The sequence below is a fragment of the Pseudomonas borbori genome, from assembly GCF_900115555.1.
In the GTDB taxonomy this organism is placed as follows: Bacteria; Pseudomonadota; Gammaproteobacteria; order Pseudomonadales; family Pseudomonadaceae; genus Aquipseudomonas; species Aquipseudomonas borbori.
In genome coordinates this window covers 1-17100 of record NZ_FOWX01000050.1, presented here as the reverse complement: position 1 = coordinate 17100, position 17100 = coordinate 1, and the positions used below count along the sequence as shown (strand labels likewise).

The window sequence follows — 17100 nt, the reverse complement described above, 5'->3', positions numbered from 1 at the left end:
GTCACGTTGTTAGCGAAATGAGCGGTCACGCGTTAGCGAAATGGACGGTCACGATCTACCGAAACGACCGGTCACGGTGGGCCGAAATACGCAGGCTGTTTTGCTATCTGCAGGCATTGCGGGACTAGCTATGCGGGACGTAAGGATCGAGGTATGTCTTCTGTTGAGGTGTTCCAGCAATTTCACTCAAACCCAAGCGTGCCGGTGACTCGTGAACAACTATATGAAGAGGTCTGGCAGTGGCCGATGACCAAGGTCGCTGAGCGACTGGGCGTCTCGTCAAGTTTTATGGCACGTGTTTGCACGCGAATGAATGTCCCACGTCCATCGCGTGGAGGTATACGTTACATTTAATATGGTTTGTCGCGTATACAGAACATGGACTATTCCCTCATCACGCTACGCCTTGGCGAGCAACTACGGCAGCGTCGACTGAATCGTGGGTTGACTCAGGCATCGCTTGCTTCCCTAGCTTGCCTCACCCGGCAGAAAGTCATCGCTATCGAAAAGGGAGGCCTGTCGGTGGGCATGATGGCTTATGCGCGAGTGCTGGCAGCTCTCGACTGTGAGCTCAGCGTCGTGCCGGCAGTCATGCCCACGCTGGACGAAATCCACGGAGTATTTGACTGATGGCGACCCTGCTGCCAGTTTCTATCGCAGGATAGCGCGCAGCTGTTTCGCTACTCACCTGAAGCCAGTACCCCACTGACCCTCACAGCTGTTCCAGCTTTAATGTGCTTCAGCGCCTCTTTGCCAGCAATTCAGAGCGACCTATCACTTCACGGCTGCGCTCTGGTTTGCGCGGCCCTGAGAAGCCGGCTTCTTCGATGGCGGTATCCAAGCCGCGGAAATGGGGGGCGGCTTTGGGGCTGCGCAATGTCTCCATGCCCTCGTTCCAGGCATGCACCATATGTTTAGCCACATCACGCCAGGCAGGCTCGTTTTTCGCGGCTTCGATCACTTCTTTGCCGACCTCTACGGCGGATTCGCAGAGCTGTTCGACCATGGCGGCATACTGGCGCGGTGGAATACCTAAGACGGCTTTGAAAAAAGTTTCCAGTGAACGGCCTGGCGTCCAGGTTTGTCTTCCGCCTACGGACAGGCCGGGTGGGTTGCTGGCGAAGCGCGGGTAGGCCTGAGTGGTCACCAGGTCATAGATCGGGGTAAAGGCCACGTCAGCACGCGAGGTGTAAAACAGCGCGATGTTCTTCGAGTGGCAGTCGGCATTACGCACCACGTAGTTGGTCAGTAGCTGCCAGCCTAGGTGCTCGCGTTGCGCTTGGAGACGGTCAGCGGGGATATAGGCCCGTGTGGCATTCCACACCCGTTCGGTGGTGGGGACGTACTTTTCATGTGGCGGCAAACCCAGTAACCCACAGGCGTCTTCGACGCCGCAGTAGGGGATGCCGTACCCGTCCACGTCGAAGCGATCCACCACCAGGATTTTGCCGTCCTCAGACATGCGACAGGCCGCGACCGGTACGACATTTAGCCGCTCCAGTACGCGCATGGTGTAGAACTCGTTGAAGCCTAGAAAAGGGGTCGTGTCGTCGGAGCCTTTGATGATGTGAAAGCCGGTGCGCAGGGTCGGTTTGCCCAGCGGCTCCCGAGGTTCCGCTGCGTCGGTGGCAATGAACTTTGGCACGACCCCTGACACGGCTACCCGAGCGTATTGCCGTACCAGTGTGGCGAACCGTTCGCTGGTGTTTTCCGCTTTGAGCAGATGGCTTATCTCAATCGGTGCCATTTCGACGCCAGGCTGAATGCCCTCAGGCGTGACGGAGACTCTGCCGATGCCGGTGCCTCCCACCACGCTAAGCAGCGACAGGTCGGTGCCATCGAGGAGCGGGCCAAATTCTTCGCGAATAACGCCCAGCAAATACCCCTCGGGAAGGTTCTGCCGGAAAAAAGGAAACAGGTCGCGGGGCCAGCGCCATGCTTCTTCGCGAACAGGCATCGTCAGGCTGACAAAGTCTTCAGGTGCTGTGCCTGGACGGTATTTCAGCACGTATTCATCGCGCTCCCGATAGAGCTTGGCCACCAGCCTTGAGCTGACATGGACGTCGAGGATCATGTTCAAGCGCTCCCTGACCTCTGCTCGTTGAGGATGTCTTCAACCGTGCGTTCGTGCCCGGCCTTAGCCAGCTTCAGGTCATAGCCTGCTGCTTCCAGTAGCCGAACCAGCACTGATACGCTCATGTCGCCTTTGGCCAATGTTTCCATGCGGGCCACTGTGGAGCGTGATACGCCGGCACTGCTAGCCAATGCTTCTTGGCTCAGCTTCGCGTCACTACGCGCCTCTTTCAGCATTTCGGAGACATCGTATAGGGTGGTCATTTGTAGCCCTCGGGCATCAAAAAAGCGAGTTCACCGATAAATGTAGCTCTTAGGCTACATTCAAGCAAGGGCACCCAGAACTGATTTGTGGCTCACGAGCTACAAAGCGAGAGTATTAGCCATTATATGTGGCTTAAAGGCTACAAAATAGCTGGCATGAATTGGCTTGACTGCGCACTAGGGGTGGATCGTGGTGAAGGCAATTCTGGAACTTGAGTGCGCTTGTAGAGTGTTCGCGTCCATGGACTGTGGACGGTTGGCTTGTAGGACAACTCACCTGTCAATACCAATGTAATTCAAAGTACGCTGATTGGCATGGTTTATACATTATCGAAAATGCTCACTATGAATGCGCAAAAAACAGGGAGATTAAACTCCTTACTAGCGATGCTGGGTGACCGAGATCTGGTTTCTATCGCCTGGCTGAAGGACCGCGGCTATAGCAGCAGTCTCGTCTCGAGGTATATCGCCAGCGGTTGGCTGGACTCACCTGCGCGAGGTGTTTATCAACGACGGGGAGGACGCCTGACTTGGGCTGGAGTGGTGCGGGCACTACAGAGCGGTGATGGACTTCAATTTCATGTAGGTGGGCGCTTTGCGTTGGCTTGGCAAGGGCATGAGCATTACTTGCGCCTGGGGGAGTCCGAGACCGTCACGCTCTATGGTTCTGAAAGCCTCCCCGGATGGGTGAGCAAGCTTCCGCTTAAGGCCAAGGTGGTGCTTTGTGGAAAGAGTCCCTTCGATCTGGAATCACCAGAATTCAATACAGAGACAACAGACGAGGCTCTACGAGCTTTTGGGCTCGAGTGGGTCGATGCTGATGGCGACCTTGGTCGCATAGTCTTCTCTATACCTGAGCGTGCGTTGCTTGAGCTTTGCGATGGCGTATCCGATGCGTCACTCGTCTATGAGGTCGATGCGCTGATGCAAGGTGCAGATACCTTGCGCCCCCAGCGGGTCAGCATGCTGCTGCAGCATTGCACCAGCATAAAGGCCAAGCGGTTATTCCTAGCACTTGCCGAACGTCACAAGCATGCCTGGCTGGCTCATGTCTCGCTGGATGGTGTGTACCTCGGCAAGGGAAAGCGCTGCTTGGTCCCAGGGGGACACTTGAACCCGACCTACCAAATAACCTTGCCGGCGGATCTGGATGAGCACCTAGGATAGACATATCCGACTAGGTGCATGTCAAAAATCCTTTAGGCCGACTCTGAGCCTCAGTTTTTCTTAACTGAGGTAAGAAAACCTTTATTTCAGGCGTTTGTATTGGTTTTTTCTTAATTTCATAGGTCGGCATCTTCCGAACGTCTGGTGTCGACCGCGGTAGATCGGGCCGTGGGTGAGTCCGAGGGCGTTGGCAGACCAGAGACCATGTGTTGCGTCAGCGTTTCACCGCCTTGCTCCGTATTTTGCCGGTTAGCCATTAAGCGATGGCGGCAAAGCGCTCGATATGGGGTTGCTCGCGATGCCTTGCTTGCCACAGGTCATAATCGGATTGTACGTCCAGCCAGGTGCGTGCTCTGCCAACGCCGGCCCGTTCCAGGCGAACGGCCAGGTCTGGGCTGATCGGTGCCTGGCCGTGCAGGACGAGGGACAAGGATTCACGTGCAAAACCAAGGCGACGGGCCAGTTCGGCAATGCTGATGCCCAGTTCGGGTATCACGTCTTCGAGCAGCGTTTCGCCGGGATGTGGCGGGTTGAATATGACCATTAATAATGGGGGATAGAAGTCAGAAAGACACTGAGTTACTTGCTGGCAGCCTCTGCCAACACGCGATTTTGACGCTCGGTGGCTTTTTTCAGCACGCGCTCATACACACGCTTCTTCTCGCCAGAAGAAGCGTTGCGAATGAAATCAGCAAAGGGGGTGGAGGGGACAGTCTTTGCTTTGGTGATACCGAACATTTTAGACCTCGTTCAAGTGAGCATCCCCTCTAGGGAGGCATGAATCAATTTCTTCCGAACACTTGGTGTCGACTGAGGCAGATCGGGCAGCGGGTGAGTCGAGGGCATTAGCTGCCCAGGCACCATGTTGTACCTGCGTTTCACCGCGTTGCTCCGCATCTTGCCGGTTAGCCGTTAAGCGATGGCGGCAAAGCGCTCGATATGGGGCTGCTTGCGATGCCTCGCTTGCCACAGGTCATAATCGGCTTGTACGCCCAGCCAGGTGCGGGCTTTACCAATGCCGGCCAGTTCCAGGCGAACGGCCAGGTCCGGGCTGATCGGTGCGTGGCCGTGCAGGACCCGGGACAAGGACTCACGTGCAAAACCAAGGCGGCGGGCCAGTTCTGCAATGCTGATGCCCAACTCGGGGAGCACATCCTCGAGCAGCGTTTCACCAGGGTGCGGCGGGTTGAACATGACCATGGTGGCATCCTCCTGTTCAGTGGTAGTCAAGGTAGTCGACGAGTTCTATGTCGCTACCCACGAAACGAAAGATCACTCGCCAGTTACCGTTGACTGTGAGCGACCAGAACTCTTGCAGCTCCCCTTTGAGGGGATGTAACCGCCAACCGGGTATATCGAGATCGGTTGGCTCGCAGGCTCGATCCATGAAACTCAGCATTCGGCTCAGACGTTTGGCGTGGTCCGTTCGAATGCCTTTGGTGGAGCCAGATTTATAAAAAATGCGTAGGCCTTTGTGCCGGAAGCTTATGATCATAGTGTCAAGTGTGATGTATTAGGTCACGGTTTTCAACCGCGAGTGGAATGTTCCGCTAGGGCTTTTGCCGTTCGCGAGTGGCTTTGCGATAGAACGTGCGTGGAGACGATCAATTGCCTCTATCTGCTCCGGCGTTGGCCTTCCTGAACACCCGATCCCTCGCCATGAATGCTTCCAGCATGTGCGGGATGAGCGTCAGGGCATCGACCTCTTCTCCATACGCTTGCGAATGCACTGCCGCATAGCGTTCAAGGTCGGCCTTCAGGCCGGCCGGACAGGTGAAGGTCACTTTCAGGTTCTCGGTCTTCGGCAAGGGGCCGAGGCGCAGCTTGTTCGGGTTCATTGCGGGTTCCTCTGCTGGATAAACAAGGGCTGATAGGGAAGCAACACCAGATCGCGATTGACGATCACGCGCAGCGGCAGGCCGGGGCGCTGGGTCAGCGTGGGCTGGATATCGAGATTGCGGCGGGTGACCTCCTGGCCGACCTGGTTAACCGTGTCCTGCAGGCTGTCGCGCCCGGCGATGATGACCCGGTCGCCGTCGGTTCGGTTTACCGGTGATGCCAACTCGGCACCAATACCCAACAGGCTGGTCATGGCCGCGCCGGCGACAACCCGGTCCCAGTGCCAGTCCATGCCATCCTCCAGGCCGGCATAGCCGGCGGTGTCGCTGCCAACCAGGTTGTCGAGCTGGAAGGACGAGGTATCGGGCAGGATCACCCGCTGCCACACCGCCTGCACGCGGCTCTGGCCGTAGCTCACCTGGCTGTTGTAGCGGCCCAGCAGGCGCGAACCCTGAGGGATCAGCACATGTTGGCCGGTGGCGCTGTCGTAGACCGGTTCGGTCACCGTGGCGATTACATCGCCCGGTAGGTCTGATTTGATACCGGTGACCAAGGCGGCAGCGATCACGGTGCCGGCCATGACTTGGTACGGGGAGTTGGGCATTTGCACAAATCCTGAATTACGGATTTGTGGGGATGCGGATTTACTGAGAAACGCCTCTTTCTGCTCCTGCCGGTTCTGCGTTGATACGGCGTTTGCGGGTGCTGCGGCAGTCGACGCGGGCCCGGCCGCCATGGGGCCGAGTCCGATCAGTTGCGAATGATCAGGCCGGTTTTCGGTTGGGGGGGCCGCGCTTGCTGTCCGCCTGCCACCTGAGCGGAAAAACACTGAGGACCGTGCTGCTTCCTCCGCTTCTTTGGCCCGGGCCAGCCGCTCGGCCTCAGCCGGGTCCGGGCCCGCATGGCGGTAGTCATAGCCCTGGGCCTGCTGCTCGGCCCTGAGGATGGGCCCGCCTAGATCGCCGGGCAAGGCTGGCCCCAGTTGCGGTACTTCGGGTGCCGAGGGTGGCGGCAGCTGCGAGTAGTCGGCTGGTAACTGCTCCAGCCCCTCGGAACGGGCCACACGGTCTACGTTGTACAACTCGGTTTGCTCTGCACCTTGCCGGCGCTGTTGCGGCTGCAGCGACCAGAGCATGGCACCAAGTACTGCTGTGGCCAGTCCTCCCGCGAGGACGGCCAGCATCCTCGGATTTAGGCGCGTGACCGGGCGCGGCTGGGCACGCAGTTCGAGACTTTCCGGGGCCACCTTGGGCGGTAGTTCTGCGCAATGGGTGTCCTGGGCGTTATCGACAGCGCTCATACTCAGGGCCTCCGCGCTACACCATCGGTGCGCTCGATTCGAACCACGTCGCCTTTGTCTGCGCCGAGGTGCAACTCGGCTGCACCAAACAGCCGGTCCACGATGTAGTAGGGCGAGCGGAAGCGGTAGTTGACTAACTGGCCGTCGCCCTCCGGGCCGATCACGAACAACGGCGGCAGTTCGCCCTGGGCGATGCCCGCAGGAAACTGGATATATACCTTCTTGCCGTCGTCGAATGTCCGCAGCGGCTTCCAAGGCGGATTGCTGCCGCTGATCGCATAGCGAAAACGCAACTGCTCCAACGCCAGGCCGGAGGCGACCGGTGCAGCCGTCTGAGCGGCGTTGGCGCGGCGCTGCAATGCGAGCATGCGATCCTTGGGGTAATCCCAGGACACCGAGGCCATCCAGGCCTGCTCGGTGGCTGTCAGTTCGAGCAGGTAAGTGCGCCGCGTCGTGGTGATGACCAGGTTGGTCTTGAGGTCGCTGCGTGTGGGTTTGACCAGCACGCTGATGCGAAGCTCCTCACCACTGCCGCTGGTAGTGTCGCCAACGATCCAGCGCACGGTGTCGCCGGCCGCCACTGTGGCCAGCTCTTCGCCTGCCTGCAGGTTGATCACCGTCACGCGGCCTGGGCTGGTGTACACCTGATACAGCGCGCCATCGGAAAACGGCCACACCTGAATGGCGTTGATATAGCCCTCCTGGGTTGGCGCAATGCGGGCGTCCCGATTGGCACGTGAGACGCGTACTTGCTCATCGGCGGGCTCCTTGGCCCGGTTACCCGACTTGGTAGCAGGAAGCGGTTTCAGCTGTGCCGGCAAGGCCAGTGGCTGCGGCACTGCCACCACCTTGATGGGCTTGGGTGGTTCCGGCAGGCGCTGGGCTTCCACCGGCTGGTCCAAGGCAATGACCGGCGGCGGTTTACCCTGGCTGGCGCAGCCGGTCAGCATGGCCAGCAGGAGAGGGCATGCGTAAAGGTATGCGGAGGTCTTCATGGGGTCTTGGCTCCTTGCGTAGTGTCCAATTCACGGCTCCACGACAGGCCGTTTACGTAGATGCCCAATGGGTTGCGGCGCAGTTTTTCCTCACTCCGTGGAGGCTGCAGCACGATCGATATCACCGCGGTCCAGCGCTCCAGGCCCGCAGCCGCGCCATTCACATAGCGGCGCTCGTTCCAGCGCAGCTGGAACGAGTTGTCACTGGCGCGCACGACGCTGCTCAACTCGACTGTCACCGACTCCTTGCCGACCCGGGTGAAGGGATCGTTGGCGCGGGCGTAATCGTTGAGCGTCGCAGCGCCCCGGTCGGTGGTGTAGTGGTAAGCCTCCAGCCAGTTCTGCCGCACCACCACCGGGTCGATGGATAGCGAGCGCACCAGACTGATAAAGCGCGCCAGGTGGTGAGCCATCTGCGCATCGTTGGGTTGGTAAGGGCTGGCCGCCTCGCCAACGGCCCGCACCTGGCCGGCACTGTCGACCTCCACCACATAGGGCGTGACCATCGACTGGGCCGAACGCCAGACCAGACCACCAGCCATCAGCAAGGCCAGGCTCAGGCAGCCGAAGGCCATCAAGCGCCAGTTCTTCGCTTGCGCCAGGCTCGTGCCCATGCGTTGGTCCCATACCTGCGCTGCTGCCTGATAAGGCGTTGCAGGTAGCGGGGTGTCGCTGTAACGCACCTGAGGGCGTTTGAATCGCATGCTCGTTCTCCTTCACGAATTCGACGGGTCGCGCACCTGTGGTCCAGGTGATGAGCCACCGCCATCACCACCGCGCAGGGTGTGGCCAACGGTGGTGGCGGCATGGGTGAGTTGTTGCTTGCGCTGCAGGCGTTTAGCCCAGTCGGGTTGTTTGGCTGGCGCGCCTGGCGTGGCACCCGCAGCGGAAGCGCTACCTGCTGCTGCTCCTGCAGGCTGGGTTACCTGGGGCAAGGCGGTGTTCGCCGTCTGTGCACCACCCATGGCCAGGCGCGTTGCGCCCGGAGCCATACGTGCGCCGGCCATCACGGCACCGCCGATGCCTGTGGCAAGCGCAGCGGCTCCAGCCGCCATCCCTGTTGCGCCAAGGGCAGTGCCGGCGGCTGCACCGGCACCAAGTTGCGGTGCCCCGGAGACCAGGCCGGTGGCGATACCCGGGCCGAAAACACCCAGGCCCAGCAGTGCCAGGGCGGCAAGCATGACTACCAGCGCATGATCGATGGAGGGCTTGTCCGGCAACGTCTGGAACTCAGCGAACAGACCGGAGCCGATGCCTACTATCACCGCCAGCACCAGTACCTTGATGCCAGAGGAAACCACATTGCCCAGCACCTTCTCAGCGAGAAAGGCGGTCTTGTTCCAAAGCGCGAAGGGCACCAGGACGAAGCCGGCCAGGGTGGTCAACTTGAACTCGATCAGGGTGACGAACAGCTGGATGGCCAGGATAAAGAAGCTGATCACCACCACAGTCCAGGCCAGGAGCAGGACAACGATGCTGTCAAGGTTGCCGAAGACTTTGGGGAAGCCGCTGAGGTTGCTGATTTGCTCCAGCATCGGTCGGCCGGCTTCGATGCCGATGGACGCCAGCCGTCCGGGCTGCAGAAACTCGGCCTGGGTCAGCTCGGAGCCTGAGGCAAGCAGGCCCAAGCCGGCGAAGGAGCGGAAGATGATCCCGGCCAGGGTATTGAAGTTGCCGATGATGAAGGCGAAGGCTCCGACATAGAGGGTCTTCTTGATCAGCTTGCTGGTAACGTCTTCTCCACCCATGGCCCAGAACAGGCCGGCCAGGGTCATGTCGATCACCACCAGCGTGAGGGTGAGAAAAGCCACCTCGCCGCCGAGCAGGCCAAAACCCGAGTCGATGTAGCGCGAGAACACCTCGAGGAAATGATCGATCACGCTGACATCGTTCACGGCGCATCCTCCTCGAAACTCGCTGGAATGGCTGGCAGGCTTTCGGGTGTCTGGAACTCACCCGGCAGAGCGCAGCCGGAGTAAAAGCGCTCATGCAGGGGCGCGTGCTGCCTGGCTTCATCGGATTCGCCGCCGCGCCCGCAGGCAGTCAGTACGAGCAGAACCGGTATCAGCAATGGAGCTTTCATCGCACCCCCCACTACCGGTAAAACTGCACGGGATGAGGGGTGTAGGGAGTACCACTGCCCATAAAGCGTCGCCGCAGTTCGCGGGCTTCCTCCACCGCCGCGGCCTGGCGCGCCAGCTCCAGGGCGATGGCGCGGTTCTGGGTGATCTGCAACTGCTGCGCCTGGATCGATTGCTTAGCCTGCAGGGCCAGCAGTTGGTTGGTGGCTTGGCTTGCCTGCAGTGCGCCGCTGGCCGACTGACTTCGGTTGACCAGGTCGGCCAGCACGCTCTCGTACTGGGCCAGGTTCTGCGCCACCTGGGCTTGCATGCGCATGGCGGTGTGCAGGCCATCGAGTCCCTGCTTCCAACGCGCGCGCGTGTCCTGTGCCATGCGCTCGCCACTGACGGAACTGGTGTATTCGACCGGATACAGGCGGGTAAACTCCTGGTCCAGACGCTGTACGTCAAAAGCCAAACCTTGGGCCTCGGCCAGCAATCGTTCGGTGCTGGCCAGGGTCGTGCGCAAGCGATTGAGCACGTTGATGTCCAGGGTTTCCAGGTTGCGGGCCTGGTTCAGCAACATCTGTGTTTCGTTCTGCAGTTGGCTGGCCTGGTTGTTGATCACCTCCAGGGTGCGCACCGCGGTCAGCATGTTTTGCACCAGGTTGGTCGGGTCGATGACGGTCATTGCGGTCGCCGGCTGGAATCCCAGCAAACCCAGGGTCAATAAGACGGCGATTGGCGTAAGGCGGGCGCGAGGCGTCATGGCAGTAGCTCCTTGCGTTGTGGGGTATGGGAAGTAAGCAGGTCGGCGGCCCAGCCAAGCCCACGATGGCGTAGCCAGGCGGGGGCGAAGCCAGTGGCATCAGCGCCGTGCAGGACCTGGCTGATATCGCGCTGCTCGGCTGGGCTTGCGGCTGCAGTGAAAGCCAGCGCCGCCGGCCCCAGGTCGAGGTCGAATAGCCGGTTGCCCTGGCGCGATTGGTAGTAGTAGTCACGCTTGGGGGTGGCTTGGGCGATGATCTCGATCTGCCGATTGTTGATCCCGAAGCCCTGGTAGATGCCGCGTATCTGCGGCTCACTGGCCTGAGGGTTGGGCAGGAAGATACGGCTCGCGCAGCTCTCGATGATCGCGGCGGCGATGCTGGAATTCTGGATGTCGGCGAGCGACTGGGTGGCGAAAATCACCGAGACATTCTTCTTGCGCAGGGTCTTGAGCCACTGGCGGATGCGTGCGGCAAAAAGCGGGTCGTCGAGAAACAGCCAGGCTTCGTCGAGGATCAGCAGGGCAGGAGCCCCGTCAAAGCGCGCCTCGAAGCGGGCGAACAGGTAGCCGAGAACGGCCGCTACTGCCGCCTTGCTGTGCATCAACTCTTCCATCTCGAAGCACTGCACGTCGCCGGTACCCAGGCGATCGGTGTCTGCATCCAGCAGCCTGCCGTGAGCACCGCCCAGCACATAAGGCTGCAGGGCCTGACGCAAGGCGTTGTCCTGCAGCAGCATGCACAGCCCTGTCAGAGTGCGCTGGGCCTCCGGCGCACCGGCCAGGCTTTTGAGGGCTGTCCAGAGGGCTGCTTTCTGATCCGGGCCGACGGCAACGCCCTCATGCAGCACGCGGCCTTCAAGCCACTCGGCGGCCCAGGTGCGATAGCTGTCCTGATCGATGCGCGCCAAGGGCTGGAAGGCCAGGTCGCCATCACCGCCCAGGTCATAATGCTCACCACCTAGTCCCAGGACCGTCGCACGCAGCGAGCGGCCCATGTCAAAGATGAACAGACGTGAGCCAGGGTAGCGGCGGAACTGCATGGTCAGGGTCGCCAGCAACACCGACTTGCCCATGCCGGTCGGCCCCGCCACCAGGGTGTGGCCGACGTCGCCGACATGGGTGACCAGGCGGAAAGGCGTAGCCCCATCGGTACGGGTCACCACCAGCGGTGGGCCGTCGAGGTGAGCGTTGCACGCAGGGCCGGCCCACACCGCCGAGACTGGCATCAGGTGCGCCAGATTGAGTGAGGAAATGATCGGCTGGCGCACGTTGGCGTAGGCGTTGCCCGGAATGGACGACAGCCAGGCCTCCACCGCATTGAAGCTTTCAGCAATGGTGACGAAACCTCGGCCCTGAATCACCCGCTCGACCAGACGCAGCTTCTCGTCGGCTACCCGCGGATCGGCGTCGCTCACCGTAACGGTCACGGTCACGTAGCCGAAGGCGACCCGGTCGACTCCGAGTTCCTGCAGGGCCGCATCGGCGTCGCTGGCCTTGTTCGAGGCATCGCTGTCGACCAGCGGGCTCTCCTGCTGAAAGAGGGTCTCACGCAGCAGGGCCAGGACACCCTTGCGCTTGGCGAACCACTGCCGCCGTAGACGCACCAGTTCCTTCTCCGCCTCGTCCTTATCCATGCAGATAAAGCGGGTCGACCAGCGATAGGCGATACCCAGACGGTTCAGGTCGTCTAGTAGGCCGGGCCAGGTCGAGGCTGGGAAACCTCGCACCGAGAGCACGCGCAGGTGCTGCTCGCCCAGTCTGGGTGCCAAACCTGTGCTCAGCGGGGAGTCGGCCAGCAGAGCGTCCAGGTGGAAGGGCACTTCAGGAACAGCAACACGCTGCCTGTGGGTCGACACCGTAGCGTGCAGGTACGTCAGCGTCTGGCTGTCGTCGAGCCAGCTGACTTCTGGCATCACACCTTCGAGCAGGTCGTGGAAGCGTGTCGTCTCCGCCATGAAGGCGGCCAGTCTCTCGCGCCAGTCGACGCCGCGCTGCGTCTTGTGCTCGTAGAGCAACCCCGCAGCACGCGAGCGTGACTCCTCGTTTGGCAAGTAGAGCAGCGTCAGGTGATAGGCGCTCTCGAAGTGGCTGCCTTGCGCCTCGAAGGTGGCGCGGCGCTCTTCGTCAACCAGCCAGGATAGCGGCTCGGGAAACTCGCTTTGTGGGTAGCCGGCAGCGGTCAGGCGCTCGGCCTCGATGAACAGGGCCCAGCCCGAACCAAGGCGACGTAGGGCGTTATTCAAGCGCGCAGAGGTGGCTACCAACTCGCCCGGAGTGGCGCTGTCCAAATCTGGCCCGCGAAAGCGCAGGGTGCGCTGGAACGAGCCGTCCTTGTTGAGTACGACCCCAGGGGCGACTAGGCCGGCCCAGGGCAACCAGTCGGCGAGTTGCGAAGGACGGTGGCGGTATTCGGCTAGGTTCAGCATGGCGTCCCCCTCATACGTCAAGCAGGGGGCGATGCTTGATGTGCCGGGCGAAGACCTGCAGGAACTGCGGATCCAGCCGGGCACCCCAGACAGCCAGCGAGTGGCCGACCAGCCAGAGCACCAAGCCCGGTATCCACAGTTGCAGGCCCAGCCCGACAACGGCGGCCAAGGTGCCGTTGAGGATGGCCACGTTGCGCGGCGCTCCGCCGAGCAGGATCGGCTCGGCCAGAGAGCGGTGCAGTGGCACCTCGAAGCCCGCGATGAAATCGCTATCGATATTCATGCGATCACCGCCCCGCCGGCAAAGCTGAAGAAGCTCAGGAAGAATGAAGACGCGGCGAAGGCAATGGACAGGCCGAAGACGATCTGGATCAGCTTGCGGAAGCCGCCACTGGTATCGCCGAAGGCCAGGGTCAAGCCGGTGACAATGATGATGATCACCGCCATGATCCTCGCCACTGGGCCTTGCACCGAGTCGAGAATCGACTGCAGAGGTCCCTCCCAGGGCATCCCGGAGCCGGCTGCGAAAGCCGGCAAGGCAATGCCCAGTAGAAGCGCGCCCACTGTCAGCGTACGAGCAGATAGGCGTAGATGGATGGGCCGGACAAAGGCTGCGGTCATTGCTGTTCTCCAGAGGCAGAGGGCAGGGCTTGAGCGGGTTCGGTGGTCTCGAGCCGGTAGCCGTGTTCGTCGTGGCCGACGACGCGGGCGATTTGCTGGATATGGCGGGCGCGGCCGCGCCCTGCGAGAAAAACCACCAGGTTGACCGCGTCGGCGATCAAGGCGCGGGGGGCGGTCATGGCAACCTCGAGAATCAGTTGCTCCAGGCGCAACAAGGCTCCATGGGCGGAACCGGCGTGGACGGTGGCAATACCGCCTGGGTGGCCTGTACCCCAGACCTTGACCAGGTCCAGTGCTTCGCCGCCGCGCACCTCGCCGACTACCACTCGGTCGGGACGCAGGCGCAGGGTGGTGCGCACCAGGTCGGCCATGGACACCACACCGCAACGGGTTCGCAATGCAACATGGTCGTGGGCGCAGCACTGCAACTCGACCGTGTCCTCCAGCACCAGGACTCGATCTCCCGTACCGGACACTTCAGCGAGCAGGGCATTGGCCAGCGTGGTCTTTCCGGTGCTGGTTCCACCGGCCACGAGGATGTTCTGCCGATTGAGTACTGCACCACGCAGGTAGTCGGCCTGTGCTGGCGTGAGAATTCCGTCTGCAACGTATTGAGTCAGCCGTATCACGCTCATGGCGCGTTTACGCAGTGCGAAGGTCGGTCCAGATACGATGGGTGGGAGTAAACCTTCGAAACGCTCGCCTGTTTCCGGCAGTTCGGCGCTCAGCAGCGGCTTGTCACGGTGCACCTCCGCACCGATGTGCGCGGCGACCAAGCGGATGATGCGCTCGCCGTCGTCGGCTGAAAGCGCGCCCAGCGACGCCCGGCCGCTGGAGAGCCTGTCGAGCCAGAGCGCCCCGTCGGGGTTGAGCATGACCTCCACCACGTCGGGGTCTTCCAGCGCGGCGGCGACCAGCGGGCCCATCGCCGTGCGCAGCATGCGGGTGCGGCGATCCAGGGAGGTAGCGGCCGCTGCCAGCGTTACATGCGGGGCGCCGGTCATGGCCGGTCTCCCGAGGCTTCGGGGATGTCCAGCCACTGGGCGTCAGGCTGGATCTCCTCCTGTACGTCCTTGACCAGGCTACGGCCGCGCTGCAGGTGGCGACCCAGTTGCTCGATGAACTGGGCGAAGCGCAGCTTGCCTTGAGCCCGGGCGGCGTCCTGGTGTGCCTCGGGCACCGGCGTGCTCACCGTCAGGTAGTAGCGCACATAGAGCGCCATGGTCTCGATCAGAATGTTCTGATCGCGCTCCAGTCGTTCGAACTGGCGAGACAATCGATCCAGGCGTTTGGCAATGGCCGCCTCACGCTGGTCACCGGAGTCCGGCGATAGCCAGGAGGCGAGCGCTGCGGCAATGATCGAGGACTTCGACACACCTTTCTTGATTGCCAGTTCGTTCAGGCGCTTGGCGTGCTCCGGTTGGATGAACAGGTTCAGGCGGGCTCGGCTCATAGGGCTATTCCGTCGTCAGGGTCGAGGGCGGCCAGTCGAGCCGCGCGTTGCAGTCGCGGCTCGAGTTGGGAGGGGAAGGGCGCGGGAGCGTCGTCCTCGTCGAGGAGAAACAGATCGCTGGCCGGGTCTTCGGGATCAGGCAGGTCGGCGATTTCCGTCAGCTCGGGCTGGAGACGTGGGCCGCCGCCATCGAGGGATTCCCTGTTATGGGTTCCTGCAAGCGGGACGGAAACGGCTGCCGGCACGGCCAGAGCACTCCAGTCATCTGCCCGGGCCGCTGGCGCATCGACGTACTTCCCAGGCTGCAGCTGCGGAGCCGGCAGCACCCGGCGCTGGAAATTGGCGTCGGCGAAGTAGCGCAGCTTCTTCGCCCGGATCGGTGCATGGCCGGAGAGCATCACCACCGATTCGTCGGTGGGCAGTTGCATCACCTCGCCCGGCGTCAGCAGAGGGCGTGCGGTCTCCTGGCGCGACACCATCAGGTGCCCCAGCCAGGGAGCAAGGCGGTGGCCGGCATAGTTGCGCTGAGCACGTAACTCGGTGGCGGTACCGAGTGTCTCGGAGATACGCTTGGCGGTGCGCTCATCGTTGGTGGCGAAGGTCACCCGCACATGGCAGTTGTCGAGGATCGAGTGGTTCTGGCCGTAGGCCTTGTCGATCTGGTTGAGCGACTGTGAGATCAGGAAGGCGCGTAGCCCGTAGCCGGCCATAAAGGCCAGGGCCGACTCGAAGAAGTCCAGCCGACCCAACGCGGGGAACTCGTCGAGCATCAGCAGTAACTTGTGCCTACGTTCGATGCCGTCGGCACCGTCCAAGGATTCGGTCAGGCGACGCCCGACCTGATTCAGGATCAGGCGGATAAGTGGCTTGGTGCGGCTGATGTCGGATGGCGGCACCACCAGATACAGCGAGACGGGGTGTTTGGCCGAGATCAGGTCGGCGATTCGCCAGTCGCAGCGCTCTGTCACGCTGGCCACTGTCGGGTCGCGGTACAGACCAAGGAAGGACATGGCCGTGGAAAGCACGCCCGAGCGCTCATTTTCGCTCTTGTTCAGCACTTCCCGAGCGGCCGAGGCCACAACCGGATGAGGCCTCTCGCCTAGATGGGGCGTGGTCATCATCCGGTGCAGGGTCAGCTCAAAGGTGCAGGCCGGGTCTGAAAGGAAGTTGGCGACCCCGCGCAGGGTCTTGTCGTCGCTGTCGTACAGCACATGCAGAATGGCACCGACCAGCAGCGCATGGCTGGTCTTCTCCCAGTGGTTACGTTTTTCCAGTGCACCTTCCGGGTCGACCAGGATGTCGGCGATGTTCTGCACATCGCGCACCTCATGGGTGCCGCGGCGTACCTCAAGCAGAGGGTTGTAGGCTGCCGAAGCCGGGTCAGTGGGATTGAACAGAAGGCAATGCGAGAAGCGCGAGCGCCAGCCAGCGGTCAGGCTCCAGTTCTCGCCCTTGATGTCGTGGATAACTGCAGAGGCCGGCCAGGCGAGCAGGGTGGGCACCACCAGGCCAACGCCCTTGCCCGAGCGTGTCGGTGCGAATGCCAGAACGTGTTCGGGGCCTTCATGGCGTAGGTACTGCTCCTCAAAGACACCGAGGAAAACGCCTGCCGCTTCAGTTAGCCCGGCTTCGCGCACCTCAGTCGCATCGGCCCAGCGCGCCGAACCGTAGGTGGTGACTCGCCGTGCCTGGCGGGCGCGCCAGATGGCCATACCGATGGCCACCAATACAGCCACGAGGCTGCTTGCCGCGGCGATGGATCCGCCGAAGTTGAAGATGTCTGTAGTGGTCTACTGATTCCGGACACCCATTTAGGCGAGAATGCTCGCCAGATCGAGGTGTCAGATGACCAAACAACGCCGTTCCTTTTCTGCTGAATTCAAACGCGAGGCTGCCGATCTCGTGCTCAAGCAAGATTACAGCTACATCGAAGCCAGCCGTTCACTCGGCATTGGTGAGTCAGCACTACGCCGCTGGGTCAGCCAGGTGCAGCAGGAGTGCCAAGGCGTTACCCCGCAGAGCAAAGCGCTGACACCGGAACAGCAGAAAATCCAGGAGTTGGAAGCCCGGATTACCCGCCTTGAACGGGAAAAATCGATATTAAAAAAGGCTACCGCGCTCTTGATGTCGGAA

The 17100-nt window shown here is 61.6% G+C and carries 21 protein-coding genes and 1 pseudogene; 3 read left to right on the top strand and 19 right to left on the bottom strand.

Annotated elements, in window-relative coordinates:
• The first annotated feature begins 378 nt into the window (after window positions 1-378).
• Complete coding sequence (locus BM315_RS22610) at window positions 379-630, top strand: helix-turn-helix transcriptional regulator (RefSeq protein ID WP_090505794.1); 252 nt, start codon at window positions 379-381, stop codon at window positions 628-630.
• A 109-nt stretch (window positions 631-739) separates the two neighbouring features.
• Here the strand turns inward: BM315_RS22610 and BM315_RS22605 are convergent, their stop codons facing one another.
• The gene (locus BM315_RS22605) at window positions 740-2074 is read right to left on the bottom strand and encodes a type II toxin-antitoxin system HipA family toxin (protein ID WP_090505788.1); all 1335 of its coding nucleotides are present in this window, start codon (window positions 2072-2074) and stop codon (window positions 740-742) included.
• A gap of 2 nt (window positions 2075-2076) precedes the next feature.
• Window positions 2077-2337 (bottom strand): helix-turn-helix transcriptional regulator, encoded by a 261-nt coding sequence (locus BM315_RS22600; RefSeq protein ID WP_090505786.1) that lies wholly within the window; start codon window positions 2335-2337, stop codon window positions 2077-2079.
• Between the two features lie 315 nt (window positions 2338-2652).
• Between BM315_RS22600 and BM315_RS22595 the strand changes: the two genes are divergently transcribed.
• On the top strand, window positions 2653-3504 hold the full coding sequence (locus BM315_RS22595; protein ID WP_244527361.1) for a type IV toxin-antitoxin system AbiEi family antitoxin domain-containing protein: 852 nt from the start codon (window positions 2653-2655) through the stop codon (window positions 3502-3504).
• 256 nt (window positions 3505-3760) lie between these two features.
• Here BM315_RS22595 and BM315_RS22590 read toward each other — a convergent pair whose 3' ends face one another.
• From BM315_RS22590 to BM315_RS22515, 17 genes and pseudogenes are all read right to left on the bottom strand, one after another.
• Entirely contained in the window at window positions 3761-4048 is a 288-nt protein-coding gene (locus tag BM315_RS22590; protein ID WP_090505781.1) for a HigA family addiction module antitoxin, read from the bottom strand.
• 35 nt (window positions 4049-4083) lie between these two features.
• Window positions 4084-4242, bottom strand: a complete 159-nt coding sequence (locus tag BM315_RS24770; protein ID WP_170862291.1) for a hypothetical protein — start codon at window positions 4240-4242, stop codon at window positions 4084-4086.
• A gap of 174 nt (window positions 4243-4416) precedes the next feature.
• Complete coding sequence (locus BM315_RS22585; RefSeq protein WP_090505779.1) at window positions 4417-4704, bottom strand: HigA family addiction module antitoxin; 288 nt, start codon at window positions 4702-4704, stop codon at window positions 4417-4419.
• 16 nt (window positions 4705-4720) lie between these two features.
• Entirely contained in the window at window positions 4721-4999 is a 279-nt protein-coding gene (locus BM315_RS22580) for a type II toxin-antitoxin system RelE/ParE family toxin (protein ID WP_090505777.1), read from the bottom strand.
• A gap of 109 nt (window positions 5000-5108) precedes the next feature.
• Window positions 5109-5342 (bottom strand): DUF2274 domain-containing protein, encoded by a 234-nt coding sequence (locus tag BM315_RS22575; RefSeq protein ID WP_090505775.1) that lies wholly within the window; start codon window positions 5340-5342, stop codon window positions 5109-5111.
• Window positions 5339-6643, bottom strand: coding sequence for a TraB/TrbI/VirB10 family type IV secretion system protein (locus BM315_RS22570; RefSeq protein WP_090505773.1), 1305 nt, complete (start codon window positions 6641-6643; stop codon window positions 5339-5341). Before BM315_RS22570 ends, BM315_RS22575 begins: the two co-directional genes overlap by 4 nt.
• Window positions 6644-6645: 2 nt before the next feature.
• Window positions 6646-7638 carry a P-type conjugative transfer protein TrbG gene (gene trbG, locus BM315_RS22565; RefSeq protein WP_090505770.1) on the bottom strand — a complete coding sequence of 331 codons (993 nt, stop codon included), beginning with the start codon at window positions 7636-7638 and terminating at the stop codon, window positions 6646-6648.
• Window positions 7635-8342 carry a conjugal transfer protein TrbF gene (trbF, locus tag BM315_RS22560; RefSeq protein WP_090505768.1) on the bottom strand — a complete coding sequence of 236 codons (708 nt, stop codon included), beginning with the start codon at window positions 8340-8342 and terminating at the stop codon, window positions 7635-7637. Before trbF ends, trbG begins: the two co-directional genes overlap by 4 nt.
• 12 nt (window positions 8343-8354) lie before the next feature.
• Window positions 8355-9533, bottom strand: a complete 1179-nt coding sequence (gene trbL / locus BM315_RS22555; protein WP_090505766.1) for a P-type conjugative transfer protein TrbL — start codon at window positions 9531-9533, stop codon at window positions 8355-8357.
• Complete coding sequence (locus tag BM315_RS22550; RefSeq protein WP_090505764.1) at window positions 9530-9721, bottom strand: hypothetical protein; 192 nt, start codon at window positions 9719-9721, stop codon at window positions 9530-9532. The genes trbL and BM315_RS22550 overlap by 4 nt, the downstream gene beginning before the upstream one ends.
• Window positions 9722-9732: 11 nt before the next feature.
• Window positions 9733-10467, bottom strand: a complete 735-nt coding sequence (trbJ, locus tag BM315_RS22545; RefSeq protein ID WP_090505762.1) for a P-type conjugative transfer protein TrbJ — start codon at window positions 10465-10467, stop codon at window positions 9733-9735.
• The gene (trbE, locus tag BM315_RS22540) at window positions 10464-12893 is read right to left on the bottom strand and encodes a conjugal transfer protein TrbE (RefSeq protein WP_090505759.1); all 2430 of its coding nucleotides are present in this window, start codon (window positions 12891-12893) and stop codon (window positions 10464-10466) included. Before trbE ends, trbJ begins: the two co-directional genes overlap by 4 nt.
• Before the next feature lie 10 nt (window positions 12894-12903).
• Window positions 12904-13176, bottom strand: coding sequence for a VirB3 family type IV secretion system protein (locus tag BM315_RS22535; RefSeq protein WP_090505757.1), 273 nt, complete (start codon window positions 13174-13176; stop codon window positions 12904-12906).
• Window positions 13173-13514 (bottom strand): TrbC/VirB2 family type IV secretion system protein, encoded by a 342-nt coding sequence (locus tag BM315_RS22530; RefSeq protein ID WP_090505755.1) that lies wholly within the window; start codon window positions 13512-13514, stop codon window positions 13173-13175. The genes BM315_RS22535 and BM315_RS22530 overlap by 4 nt, the downstream gene beginning before the upstream one ends.
• Window positions 13511-14455 carry a P-type conjugative transfer ATPase TrbB gene (trbB, locus tag BM315_RS22525; RefSeq protein ID WP_090505790.1) on the bottom strand — a complete coding sequence of 315 codons (945 nt, stop codon included), beginning with the start codon at window positions 14453-14455 and terminating at the stop codon, window positions 13511-13513. The genes BM315_RS22530 and trbB overlap by 4 nt, the downstream gene beginning before the upstream one ends.
• Before the next feature lie 59 nt (window positions 14456-14514).
• Window positions 14515-14967 carry a ribbon-helix-helix domain-containing protein gene (locus BM315_RS22520; protein WP_090505753.1) on the bottom strand — a complete coding sequence of 151 codons (453 nt, stop codon included), beginning with the start codon at window positions 14965-14967 and terminating at the stop codon, window positions 14515-14517.
• Window positions 14964-16745: pseudogene (locus tag BM315_RS22515) on the bottom strand (conjugal transfer protein TraG); the annotation flags it as partial. The gene BM315_RS22520 and the pseudogene BM315_RS22515, both read right to left, overlap by 4 nt.
• Before the next feature lie 67 nt (window positions 16746-16812).
• On the opposite strand from BM315_RS22515, the gene BM315_RS22510 reads away from it, so the two are divergent.
• The coding region (locus tag BM315_RS22510; protein WP_141124009.1) for a transposase at window positions 16813-17100 on the top strand (288 nt) is incomplete at its 3' end.

Coding starts and splice junctions, on each gene's coding strand:
- BM315_RS22610 (WP_090505794.1), top strand. CDS start 379: ATGGACTATTCCCTCATCACGCTACGCCTTGGCGAGCAACTACGGCAG.
- BM315_RS22605 (WP_090505788.1), bottom strand. CDS start 2,074: ATGATCCTCGACGTCCATGTCAGCTCAAGGCTGGTGGCCAAGCTCTAT.
- BM315_RS22600 (WP_090505786.1), bottom strand. CDS start 2,337: ATGACCACCCTATACGATGTCTCCGAAATGCTGAAAGAGGCGCGTAGT.
- BM315_RS22595 (WP_244527361.1), top strand. CDS start 2,653: ATGGTTTATACATTATCGAAAATGCTCACTATGAATGCGCAAAAAACA.
- BM315_RS22590 (WP_090505781.1), bottom strand. CDS start 4,048: ATGGTCATATTCAACCCGCCACATCCCGGCGAAACGCTGCTCGAAGAC.
- BM315_RS24770 (WP_170862291.1), bottom strand. CDS start 4,242: ATGTTCGGTATCACCAAAGCAAAGACTGTCCCCTCCACCCCCTTTGCT.
- BM315_RS22585 (WP_090505779.1), bottom strand. CDS start 4,704: ATGGTCATGTTCAACCCGCCGCACCCTGGTGAAACGCTGCTCGAGGAT.
- BM315_RS22580 (WP_090505777.1), bottom strand. CDS start 4,999: ATGATCATAAGCTTCCGGCACAAAGGCCTACGCATTTTTTATAAATCT.
- BM315_RS22575 (WP_090505775.1), bottom strand. CDS start 5,342: ATGAACCCGAACAAGCTGCGCCTCGGCCCCTTGCCGAAGACCGAGAAC.
- BM315_RS22570 (WP_090505773.1), bottom strand. CDS start 6,643: ATGAGCGCTGTCGATAACGCCCAGGACACCCATTGCGCAGAACTACCG.
- trbG (WP_090505770.1), bottom strand. CDS start 7,638: ATGAAGACCTCCGCATACCTTTACGCATGCCCTCTCCTGCTGGCCATG.
- trbF (WP_090505768.1), bottom strand. CDS start 8,342: ATGCGATTCAAACGCCCTCAGGTGCGTTACAGCGACACCCCGCTACCT.
- BM315_RS22550 (WP_090505764.1), bottom strand. CDS start 9,721: ATGAAAGCTCCATTGCTGATACCGGTTCTGCTCGTACTGACTGCCTGC.
- trbJ (WP_090505762.1), bottom strand. CDS start 10,467: ATGACGCCTCGCGCCCGCCTTACGCCAATCGCCGTCTTATTGACCCTG.
- trbE (WP_090505759.1), bottom strand. CDS start 12,893: ATGCTGAACCTAGCCGAATACCGCCACCGTCCTTCGCAACTCGCCGAC.
- BM315_RS22535 (WP_090505757.1), bottom strand. CDS start 13,176: ATGAATATCGATAGCGATTTCATCGCGGGCTTCGAGGTGCCACTGCAC.
- BM315_RS22530 (WP_090505755.1), bottom strand. CDS start 13,514: ATGACCGCAGCCTTTGTCCGGCCCATCCATCTACGCCTATCTGCTCGT.
- trbB (WP_090505790.1), bottom strand. CDS start 14,455: ATGCTGCGCACGGCGATGGGCCCGCTGGTCGCCGCCGCGCTGGAAGAC.
- BM315_RS22520 (WP_090505753.1), bottom strand. CDS start 14,967: ATGAGCCGAGCCCGCCTGAACCTGTTCATCCAACCGGAGCACGCCAAG.